Here is a 9,749-nt window from a genome sequence, read left to right as displayed (position 1 = left end):
GCTCGCTCCCACATTGGATTTTCATTGTTTACAAAATCCCTGTGGGAGCGAGCCTGCTCGCGAAGAGGCCGGCCCTGACTAATCCAATCTCGAATCAATCAAGCGTCGCGAAACAACCACGGCTGGCTCGCACGGTGCTTGGCCTCAAACGCTGCAATCGCATCGCCGTCCTGCAAGGTCAGGCCGATATCGTCCAGGCCGTTGAGCAGGCAATGCTTGCGGAACGCATCGATTTCAAAGCTCAACACCTTGCCGTCAGGGCGGGTCACGGTCTGGGCTTGCAGATCGACCTGCAACTGATAACCCGGATTGGCCTCGACCTGCTGGAACAGTTCGTCGACTTCGGCATCGCTCAAGATGATCGGCAGCAAGCCGTTCTTGAAGCTGTTGTTGAAGAAAATGTCGGCATAGCTCGGCGCGATGATGCTGCGGAAACCGTACTCCTCCAGCGCCCACGGCGCGTGTTCACGACTGGAGCCGCAACCGAAGTTCTCACGGGCCAGCAACACGCTGGCGCCCTGATAACGTTCGGCGTTGAGGACGAAGTCCTTGTTCAGCGGACGCTTGGAGTTGTCCTGGTAAGGCTGGCCCACATCAAGGTAGCGCCATTCATCGAACAGGTTCGGGCCAAAACCGGTGCGTTTGATCGACTTCAAGAACTGCTTCGGAATGATCTGATCGGTGTCGACGTTGGCACGATCCAAAGGCGCGACAAGTCCAGTGTGCTGGGTAAAAGCTTTCATGCTGCGCTCCTTAAATCAATTCACGGACGTCGACGAAACGACCGTTTACGGCAGCGGCCGCGGCCATGGCCGGGCTGACGAGGTGGGTACGACCACCGGCGCCCTGACGGCCTTCGAAGTTACGGTTGGAAGTCGAGGCGCAATGCTCGCCACTTTCCAAACGGTCCGGGTTCATCGCCAGGCACATCGAGCAACCCGGCTCGCGCCATTCGAAACCGGCTTCGAGGAAAATCTTGTCCAGGCCTTCCGATTCGGCCTGGGCCTTCACCAGGCCCGAGCCTGGAACGACGATGGCCTGCTTGATGGTCGAGGCCACTTTGCGACCCTTGGCAATCACGGCCGCCGCACGCAGGTCTTCGATCCGCGAGTTGGTGCAGGAACCGATGAATACGCGGTCGAGCTGAATGTCGGTGATCGCCTGGTTGGCGGTCAAACCCATGTACTTCAAGGCACGGACGATGGAATCACGCTTGACCAGGTCCATTTCCTTCGCAGGATCCGGCACGTTCTGGTCGACCGCCAACACCATTTCCGGCGAGGTGCCCCAGCTGACTTGCGGCTTGATTTGCGTTGCGTCGAGCTCAACGATGGTGTCGAACTTCGCATCGGCGTCAGACACCAGGTCTTTCCAGGCTTCGACGGCCAGGTCCCACTCCGCGCCTTTCGGAGCGAACGGACGACCCTTGACGTATTCCACAGTCTTTTCGTCTGCAGCCACCAGGCCTACACGAGCACCGGCTTCGATGGCCATGTTGCAGATGGTCATGCGGCCTTCCACGGACAGGTCGCGAATTGCACTGCCGGCGAACTCGATGGCGTGGCCGTTACCGCCGGCGGTGCCGATCTTGCCGATCACGGCGAGCACGATGTCCTTGGCGGTCACGCCGAACGGCAATTGGCCTTCGACGCGCACCAGCATGTTTTTCATTTTCTTGGCGACCAGGCACTGGGTGGCGAGCACATGCTCGACCTCGGAAGTGCCGATGCCGTGCGCCAATGCGCCGAATGCGCCGTGGGTCGAGGTATGGGAGTCGCCGCAGACCACGGTCATGCCCGGCAAGGTGGCGCCCTGCTCCGGGCCGATGACGTGGACGATGCCCTGGCGAACGTCGTTCATCTTGAATTCGACAATGCCGTATTCATCGCAGTTGTCATCGAGGGTCTGGACTTGCAGGCGCGAGACCTGGTCAACGATGGCGTCGATGCCGCCCTTGCGCTCCGGGGTGGTCGGTACGTTGTGGTCCGGGGTCGCGATGTTGGCATCGATGCGCCATGGCTTGCGCCCGGCCAGACGCAGGCCTTCAAAAGCTTGCGGCGAAGTCACTTCGTGGATGATGTGACGGTCGATGTAGATCAGCGCAGAGCCATCGTCGCGCTGCTTGACCAAATGCGAATCCCAGAGCTTGTCGTAGAGCGTTTTGCCGGCCATCAGACGGTTTCCTCATCAGCTTGTTTCTATGCCCTGGGTCTTGAGCGATTCAATAACCCCTTGGCTTGTGAGGTCGATCCTATGGGGTTACATTAAATAACTCAAATTCATATTTTTTATGCTTTGGATAACCAACTGGAATGCGAACATGGACCTGGCCAACCTCAATGCTTTTATTGCCATTGCCGAGACCGGAAGTTTCTCCGGTGCAGGTGAACGGCTGCACCTGACCCAGCCGGCCATCAGCAAGCGCATCGCCGGACTGGAGCAGCAATTGAAGGTGCGGCTGTTCGATCGCCTGGGCCGTGAAGTGGGCCTGACCGAGGCCGGGCGCGCCCTGCTGCCGCGGGCTTATCAGATTCTCAATGTGCTGGATGATACGCGCCGCGCCCTGACCAACCTCACTGGCGAAGTGACCGGCCGTCTGACCCTGGCCACCAGTCACCACATCGGCCTGCACCGTTTGCCGCCTTTATTAAGGGAATTCACCCGACGCTACCCGCAAGTGGCGCTGGATATTCAGTTCCTCGATTCGGAAGTGGCCTACGAGGAAATTCTCCATGGCCGCGCCGAACTGGCGGTCATCACCCTCGCACCGGAGCCACACACACTGGTCAAGGCCACGCCTGTGTGGGACGACCCGCTGGATTTCGTGGTCGCCCCGGAGCATTCACTGCTCAACAACGGCAAGGTCAGCCTGGCGGACATCGCTCGACACCCGGCGGTATTCCCCGGCGGCAACACCTTTACCCACCACATCGTGCAACGGCTGTTCGAAGCCCAGGGCCTGACACCCAACATCGCCATGAGTACCAACTACCTGGAAACCATCAAGATGATGGTCTCGATCGGCCTGGCCTGGAGTGTCTTGCCGCGCACCATGCTCGATGACCAGGTGGCGCGCATACCTTTGCCGGGCATACAGCTCACTCGCCAGCTAGGCTATATCCTGCACACGGAAAGGACGCTGTCGAATGCTGCGCGGGCCTTCATGGCCTTGCTGGACGCTCAACTCGATCTGCCAGGGACTCAAGGCTAAGTTGTGCTACTCCTATAGAGCCGCGAATACCTGGAACAAACGCCCAACACCAGCCCAAGGCTTGCCAATGCCGAAATCTGTAGACCGTATTCCGCCGATGCCGCGTATCCAGGCAATTGATCCGAAAAGCTCCGAACAGAGCTGGGAAAGCGCCTCGCAATTGCTCGCCGCGCTCAACGGAGCGCGCCTGGGCGCCTGGTATTGGGACATCGAGCGCGGGCAGATCAGCTGGTCCCGGGGTACGCAGGCGCTGTTCGGCTTCGATCCACGGCAACCGCTGCCCCATGACCTGGAATACCTCGACCTGCTGCCGCCAGAGGATCGCGCCAAAACCGTTCGTGCGTTTCACGCGGTCATTGGCGGTGCGCCACTGGAGCAGGCCATGCACCACCGCATCCGCTGGCCCGACGGCAGCCTGCACTGGCTGGAAATCAGCGGCAGCCTGTTACCGGACAAGCATGGCCGGCCGCGGATGATCGGCGTGATCCGCGAGATCACTCACCAGCGCCAGCGTGAGCAGGCGTTGAGCAGCTCGGAAAAACGCTTCGCCACCCTGTTTCACCTGTGCCCGAACATGGTTCTGCTGACCCGTCAGGAAGACGGCCTGATTACCGAAGCCAACCAGTATTTCGAAAGCCTGTTCGGTTGGCCGGTGCAAAACGCGATCGGCCGCACCACCCTGGAACTGGGGCTGTGGGTGCACCCCGAGCAACGGGCCGATCTGGTCAAGGCCACTAAAGCCAAGGGCGATGTGGTCAGCATGGAAGTGCAGTTCCGCGCCAGCAACGGCCAGATCCATGACGGCATCCTCAGCGCGCAAAAAGTCGAGCTCGAAGGCCAGCCCTATCTACTGAGCACCTTCCTCGACACCACCGAACGCAAAGTCGCCGAACACGCCCTCAAGGACAGCCAGGAACGCCTCGACCTGGCCCTGGATTCGGCGCAACTCGGCACCTGGGACTGGCACATTCCCAGCGGCATGCTCTACGGATCGGCCCGGGCCGCCCAACTGCATGGCCTGGAAGCCAAACCTTTCCACGAATCCTTCGACGAGTTCTTCGAAGGCGTGCCCGGCGAAGAGCGCGACACCATGCGCGACGCCTACCGCAGCCTGCGCGAAGGCCCGGCCGGCAACTATCAATTGACCTACCGCGTGCAATTGCCCGACGGCAGCTCACGCTACCTGGAAAGTCGCGCCCGCCTCTACCGCGATGACAACGGCGTGCCGGTGCGCATGGCCGGCACCTTGCTCGACATCACCGACCAGGTGGAGCGCGAACAACGGCTGGTAGCCTCCGAAGAAAAATTCGCCACGCTGTTCCAGGTCAGCCCCGATCCGATCTGCGTCACCCACCAGGACAGCGGCCAGTTCATCGAAATCAACTCCAGCTTCACCCAGACCTTCGGCTGGAGCACCGCCGATGTTATCGGCCGCAGCGCCGACGAAATCGGCCTGTGGGACGCCTCGGCGAAAAGCCTGCGACGGATCGAACAAGTGATCCGCGAACAAGGCCTGAACAACGTCGCCATTCTCGTCCAGCACAAGGACGGACAGGCCCTGACCTGCGTGATTTCCAGCCGCCAGATCAGCGTCGGCGACCAGCCCTGCATCGTCACCACGCTGCGCGACATCACCCAGCAACAACGCTCGGAAGCGGCGCTCAAGGCCAGTGAAGAGAAATTCGCCAAGGCCTTCCACTCCAGCCCCGACGCCATCACCATCACCGAGCGCGACACCGGCCGATATCTGGAGGTCAACGACGGTTTCTGCCGCCTGACCGGCTACCGCGCCGAAGAAGTGGTGGGCCGCACGGTGTACCAGGTCGGGATCTGGGCGGAAGAAAAACAACGCTCGGCGCTGCTGGCCGAATTGCAGATCAAGGGCCGGGTTCATCACCAGGAAATGCTCGGGCGCAACAAGCGCGGCGAACTGCTCACCGTCGAAGTCTCGGTGGAGCCGATCACCCTCAACGAAACCGCCTGCCTGCTGTTGACCGCGCGGGACGTGAGCCTGCTGAAAAACGCCGAAGCGCAGATTCGCCACCTGGCCTACCACGACCCACTGACCAACCTGCCCAACCGTGCCTTGCTGATGGACCGCCTGAGCCAGCAGATCGCCCTGCTCAAACGGCATAACCTGCGTGGCGCGCTGATGTTCCTCGACCTCGACCATTTCAAGCACATCAACGACTCCCTCGGGCACCCGGTGGGCGATACCGTGCTGAAAATCATCACCGCGCGCCTGGAGGCGAGCGTGCGCATGGAGGACACCGTTGCGCGCCTGGGTGGCGACGAATTCGTGGTGCTGCTCAGCGGCCTCGAAGGCTCGCGCAGCGAGGTCAGCGATCAGGTTCGCGAACTGGCCGACACCCTCCGCGAGCTGCTGTCCGAACCGATGTTCCTCGACGGCCAGCGCCTGCAAGTGACGCCAAGCATCGGCATTGCGCTGATCCCCGATCACGGCTCGACCCCGACCGACCTGCTCAAACGCGCCGACATCGCGCTCTATCGCGCCAAGGACTCGGGACGCAATACCGCGCAGATGTACCACAACACCATGCAGAAGGCCGCGAGCGAACGCCTGCGCATGGAAACCGACTTGCGCCTGGCCCTTTCCCGGGGCGAGTTCCGCGTGCATTACCAACCCCAGGTCGACGCCCGGGGCGACCGCATCGTCGGCGCCGAGGCCCTGGTACGCTGGAATCACCCGGAACTCGGCGCGCAGTCACCCACCGAGTTCATCAAGGTGCTGGAAGACAGCGGACTGATCCTGGAGGTCGGCACCTGGATCCTCGACGAAGCCTGCCAGGCCTTCAAGAAATTGATCGACCGAGGCCTGGTGAACCCGTACAAATTCAGCCTGTGCGTGAACATCAGCCCGCGCCAGTTCCGCCAGAACGATTTCGTTGAACGCGTTGAAAACAGCCTCGCCACCTGCGGGCTGCCCTGCACCTTGCTGAAACTGGAAATCACCGAAGGCATCGTGATCCAGAACCTGGAAGACACCATCGGCAAAATGCGCCGCCTGAAAAAACTCGGCGTGAGCTTCGCCATGGACGACTTCGGCACCGGCTATTCCTCACTGACCTACCTCAAGCGCCTGCCGGTCGACACCCTGAAAATCGACCAGTCGTTCATCCGCGACGCCACCAGCGACCCGAACGACGCCGAGATCATCCGCGCCATCGTCGCCATGGCCCGCAGCCTGGACTTGAAGGTGATTGCCGAAGGGGTGGAAACAGCGGAGCAGCTTGAGTTCCTGCAGGGGCTGGAATGTCACTTCTACCAAGGGTACTTGCACAGCCCGCCGCTACCGGTGGAAGAATTCCAAAAACTCCTGAAATAACGCGAACCCTGTAGGAGCTGCCGAAGGCTGCGATCTTTTGATCTTGATTTTTAAAATCAAAAGATCGCAGCCTGCGGCAGCTCCTACAAATGGTACAGGCACAAAAAAGGGCGCCAATGGCGCCCTTCTTCCTGCCCGGACTCAGTGTTGCAGAGCCGGTTTCTGCACCCCGTTGATCGGGATGCGCTTGGCTTTCGCCTCTTCCGGAATCACCCGCAGCAGGTCGATGCTCAACAGCCCGTTGCTCAGGCCGGCCGCCTTGATCTCGATGTGGTCCGCCAGACGGAAGGACAGCTTGAATGCACGCTGGGCAATGCCCTGGTGCAGGAAGGTCACGCCTTCGTTGGCGTCACGTTTGCCACCACTGATGGTCAGCACACCCTTCTCGACCTGCAGCTCCAGGTCATCTTCCTGGAAACCGGCGGCGGCTACGACGATGCGGTATTGATCGTCACCGTGTTTTTCCACGTTGTAGGGCGGGTAGGTGCTGCCTGGCTCATTGCGCAGGGCGGTTTCGAACAGGTCGTTGAAACGGTCGAAACCTACCGAGGAACGGAACAGTGGTGCCAGGGAAAATGCAGTACTCATGGTTCAAATCTCCTGAAAACAATCAGCAAGGTTTTTTGTCTCCGCGACCCGAATTCGGCATCGCGTAACCCTTAGATAGGGACCGCTGATTGCATTTCAAGAGCTTATTTTCTGCTTTTTTTAAAGAGCTTCAGGCGGCTTCAGCCACCGGCAGCCCCAACAAGCGCGAGACGTTATCCAGTTCGGTCTCACGACGCAGGACGGTGAACAGCTCTACCGCCTCGGGATAATTGCGGGTCAGCATCGCCAGCCATTGCTTCAGGCGACCCGGCGATTGGCGTGGCGTCATCTGCGCCTTGGCTTGCAGCCAGAAGTCCTGGATCAGCGGCAACAGCTCGTTCCAGGTCATCTCCACGACCTCTTCACCAGCCCGGGCAGCAGCGATCTGCTTCGCCAGATCGGGGCGCGAAACCAGGCCGCGACCGAGCATGATGTCTTCCACGCCACTGATCTCGCGGCAACGGCGCCAGTCTTCGACGCTCCAGATATCACCATTGGCGAACACCGGCACCTTGACCACGTCCTGCACCCGCGGAATCCACTCCCAGTGCGCCGGCGGCTTGTAGCCATCGACCTTGGTCCGCGCGTGCACCACGATATGTTCCGCTCCGCCTTCGGCCAGGGCCGTGGCACACACCAGCGAACCGTCCGGGCTGTCGAAGCCCAGACGCATCTTGGCGGTGACCGGAATGTGCGCGGGGACGGCACGACGGACGTGCTCGACGATCTGGTTGAGCAGCTCGGGCTCCTTGAGCAGGACCGCGCCACCACGGGATTTGTTGACGGTCTTGGCCGGGCAGCCAAAGTTCAGGTCAATCACTTCGGAACCCAGCTCGCAAGCCAGCGCGGCATTTTCCGCCAGGCACACCGGATCGGAACCGAGCAGTTGCACACGCAGCGGCACGCCGGAGGCCGTCCGGGCACCGTTGAGCAGCTCCGGGCCGAACTTGTGGAAATAGGCAGGCGTCAGCAACTGGTCGTTGACCCGAATGAACTCGGTCACGCACCAGTCAATACCACCCACGCGGGTCAGCACATCGCGCAGGATGTCGTCGACCAACCCCTCCATGGGCGCCAAAGCAATTTGCATGAAAAACACACTCGAGGAAAAACGTGCGGCAGTTTACTGGGTTTCAGAGAAAATCTGCAGAACATCGCAAATCCAATGTGGGAGCGGGCTTGCTCGCGAAAGCGTCGTGTCAGCCAACATTTAATTTGCTGACACACTGCATTCGCGAGCAAGCCCGCTCCCACAGGGAATCAGGGTTGTACCAACTCCTGCGCTTGAATCGCCGGGCCATAGCCTTCGATGAACTCCGCCGGCATGCGCTTGGGTTTGCCGGTGGACAGCTCGATGCAGACGAACGTGGTTTGCGCGCGCAGCAACGTTGTATTGTCGCTGGGGCGGATCAGCTGGAAGTGCCGGGTCATCTTCAGGCGCTGGTCCCAATCGACGATCCAGGTCGCCAATTGCAACTCGTCGCCTTCATAGGCCGCTGCCAGGTAATCGATCTCGTGTCGCACCACCGCCATCGCCCGGTCCAGCCGCCGGTATTCGACCAGATCCAGGCCAAGGCGTTGGGAGTGGCGCCAGGCGCAGCGTTCGAGCCAGGTTACGTAGACTGCGTTGTTCGCGTGTCCCAGCCCGTCGATGTCCTCGGCGTCCACTTGCAGATCAATGATAAATGGCGTTTCCCGATCCCAGCCCATGCCCCACTCCCGGTCAGATGATTTCGACCGGGGCAGTGTAACGGAAGCTCAAGCGGATTGGCGTGATTGCAGACTGCGACCGGCCAGCAGTGATAACACGCCATCAATCACTCGGGGGTCGGCCAATACGCGCTGATGACCACCCTCCTTCAAGCGCAGCAAGCGACTGTCGAACCACGCTTCGTGGATCAATTGCGACTCGCTGACCGGGACGAAGTCATCATCTTCGGCGTGAACGATCAGGCCGGGCATATCGAGTTGATAGTGCGCGACATCCAGCATTGCAGCGCGCATGCCGACATCATTCTCGACTTGGCGAATGAACGCCGAGCGAGCCTTCGGCGGCAGCCCCACATAACGGGCGAAACCACGCAGCACGCCGAGAATCCGCGCCGGGGCGGCAATGCTCACCAGGGTTTCGGTGCGCAAACCCAACTGGACCGCGAGCATGGCACTGGCGCCGCCCATGGAGTGGCCGATGACCGCTTGCAGCGGAGGCAATTCGGAAGCAGCTTCAAGCATGGCGCGAGCAAACAGCACCACATTCGCCTCTCTGCCCGGAGAGCGGCCGTGGGCCGGACCATCCAGGGCGACGACCGAGTAACCGGCATCGACCAGCGCGGTGATGAGGCTGGCAAACTGCGTCGGCCGACCTTCCCAGCCGTGCATCAGCAGCACGGCCGGCCCCTGCCCCCAACGCAGCGCCGAAAGACCAAACCGCAGGGTAATGCGCTCGGATCGCGCCAGCAGCGGCAGTTCCCAGTCACGGGGCGGCAGGTCCCGCGGAGTCATGAAGGCCAATCGCATTTTGCTAGCGACCAGTTTCGGGGCAAACCAGCCCAAGGTGCCATTAACGCCACGAACCCACTTTAACGCGCTCATCGCATTCTCCTC

8 protein-coding genes are annotated in these 9,749 nt (G+C 60.9%); 2 read left to right on the top strand and 6 right to left on the bottom strand.

What is annotated here, in order from left to right:
* Positions 1-98: 98 nt before the first annotated feature.
* The gene (leuD, locus tag AC07YV_RS22085) at positions 99-743 is read right to left on the bottom strand and encodes a 3-isopropylmalate dehydratase small subunit (protein ID WP_015095895.1); all 645 of its coding nucleotides are present in this window, start codon (positions 741-743) and stop codon (positions 99-101) included.
* Positions 744-753: 10 nt separating this feature from the next.
* Positions 754-2,172: a 3-isopropylmalate dehydratase large subunit gene (gene leuC / locus AC07YV_RS22080; protein WP_102701159.1), complete on the bottom strand. Its 1,419-nt coding sequence runs from the start codon at positions 2,170-2,172 to the stop codon at positions 754-756.
* Between the two features lie 148 nt (positions 2,173-2,320).
* Here leuC and AC07YV_RS22075 point away from each other — a divergent pair, with 148 nt between their 5' ends.
* Both AC07YV_RS22075 and AC07YV_RS22070 read left to right on the top strand, forming a co-directional pair.
* The gene (locus AC07YV_RS22075; protein WP_007975654.1) at positions 2,321-3,211 is read left to right on the top strand and encodes a LysR family transcriptional regulator; all 891 of its coding nucleotides are present in this window, start codon (positions 2,321-2,323) and stop codon (positions 3,209-3,211) included.
* Positions 3,212-3,278: 67 nt separating this feature from the next.
* A complete protein-coding gene (locus tag AC07YV_RS22070; protein ID WP_102701160.1) occupies positions 3,279-6,557 on the top strand; it encodes a PAS domain S-box protein in 3,279 nt (1,092 codons plus the stop codon).
* A 141-nt stretch (positions 6,558-6,698) separates the two neighbouring features.
* On the opposite strand, the gene AC07YV_RS22065 is transcribed toward AC07YV_RS22070, so the two are convergent.
* The 4 genes from AC07YV_RS22065 to AC07YV_RS22050 all read right to left on the bottom strand — a co-directional run bounded on the left by AC07YV_RS22065 (position 6,699) and on the right by AC07YV_RS22050 (position 9,737).
* The gene (locus tag AC07YV_RS22065; protein WP_102701161.1) at positions 6,699-7,145 is read right to left on the bottom strand and encodes an Hsp20 family protein; all 447 of its coding nucleotides are present in this window, start codon (positions 7,143-7,145) and stop codon (positions 6,699-6,701) included.
* A 130-nt stretch (positions 7,146-7,275) separates the two neighbouring features.
* Positions 7,276-8,235 carry a tRNA dihydrouridine synthase gene (locus AC07YV_RS22060; RefSeq protein WP_102701162.1) on the bottom strand — a complete coding sequence of 320 codons (960 nt, stop codon included), beginning with the start codon at positions 8,233-8,235 and terminating at the stop codon, positions 7,276-7,278.
* A gap of 170 nt (positions 8,236-8,405) precedes the next feature.
* On the bottom strand, positions 8,406-8,855 hold the full coding sequence (locus AC07YV_RS22055; protein ID WP_102701163.1) for an acyl-CoA thioesterase: 450 nt from the start codon (positions 8,853-8,855) through the stop codon (positions 8,406-8,408).
* A gap of 48 nt (positions 8,856-8,903) precedes the next feature.
* Positions 8,904-9,737 (bottom strand): alpha/beta fold hydrolase, encoded by an 834-nt coding sequence (locus AC07YV_RS22050; protein ID WP_102701164.1) that lies wholly within the window; start codon positions 9,735-9,737, stop codon positions 8,904-8,906.
* Positions 9,738-9,749 lie beyond the last annotated feature (12 nt).

It is taken from the genome of Pseudomonas sp. GW456-E7, assembly GCF_059424105.1.
Note: the sequence above shows the minus strand (reverse complement) of the source record. Positions and strands in the feature narration are given on the sequence as shown.